Source organism: Actinomadura logoneensis (assembly GCF_003428695.1).
Lineage (GTDB): Bacteria > Actinomycetota > Actinomycetes > Streptosporangiales > Streptosporangiaceae > Spirillospora > Spirillospora logoneensis.
Map to the genome: position 1 here is coordinate 1 of NZ_QURH01000453.1, position 1027 is coordinate 1027.

The following is a 1027-nucleotide window of genomic DNA, read 5'->3' on the forward strand; positions in this document are numbered from 1 at the left end:
CTCGGCCCAGCGGTGCGCGGGCGGCGGCCCGTCCCCGGGGATGTTCGCCTCGGGCAGGGCGCGCTCGGGCAGGGCCCGCGCCCGGGACACCGCGCGCAGCCACGCGGACTGGTGGCGGCGCGCGCCCCGGCCCTTCATCGTGGGCAGCGCGAGCAGTTCGGCGGGGGTCTTCGGCGTCTTCGTCGCGAGCTCGACGATCGCGGCGTCCTGCAGGACGCGGCCGGGGGACAGGTCGCGCTCCTGCGCGATGCGGTCGCGGGTCTCCCAGAGCTCGCGGACGACCGCCAGCGCGCGCCGGTTCCGCACCCGGTGGATGCCGGACGTCCGGCGCCACGGGTCGGCGCGCGGCGTCTTCGGCGGCGTCGCCAGGATCGCGGCGAACTCCTCCAGGGCCCACGGCAGCTTGCCGGTGGCCTCCAGTTCGGCCTTGAGGGCGTCGCGCAGCTCCACCAGCAGCTCGACGTCCAGCGCCGCGTACTTCAGCCAGTCCTCGGGCAGCGGACGCGTCGACCAGTCGGCCGCCGAGTGGCCCTTCTCCAGCGCGTAGCCGAGGACGGTCTCGACGATCGAGCCGAGCCCGACCCGCGGGTAGCCGAGGAGGCGCCCGGCCAGCTCGGTGTCGAACAGCTCGGTCGGCACGAGTCCGACCTCGCCGAGGCAGGGAAGGTCCTGGTTGGCGGCGTGCAGCACCCACTCGGCGCCGGACAGCGCCGCGTTCAGGCCGGTCAGGTCGGGGCACTCGATCGGGTCGATCAGGGCCGTCCCGGCGCCCGCGCGGCGGAGCTGGATCAGGTACGCCCGCTGCCCGTACCGGTAGCCGGACGCGCGCTCGGCGTCCACCGCGACCGGGCCGCTGCCGTTCGCGAACGCCTCGATCACCCGCGCGAGCTCGGCCTCGCTCGTCACCACCGGCGGCACGCCCTCGCGCGGCTCCAGCAGCGGCTGCGCCACCGGCGCCCCGCCCGCCCCCGGGTCGGCGTCCTCCACGGAGCCCGCCGCACCGGCCCCGGCCTCACCGGCCTCGGAC

Annotated in this window: 1 protein-coding gene; it reads right to left on the reverse strand. The window is 77.1% G+C overall.

Annotated elements, in window-relative coordinates; all coding sequences use genetic code 11:
- Window positions 1-987 (reverse strand): ribonuclease D (locus DZF91_RS23265; RefSeq protein ID WP_147341302.1); only part of this gene is annotated, 987 nt, incomplete at its 3' end.
- Window positions 988-1027: the final 40 nt, after the last annotated feature.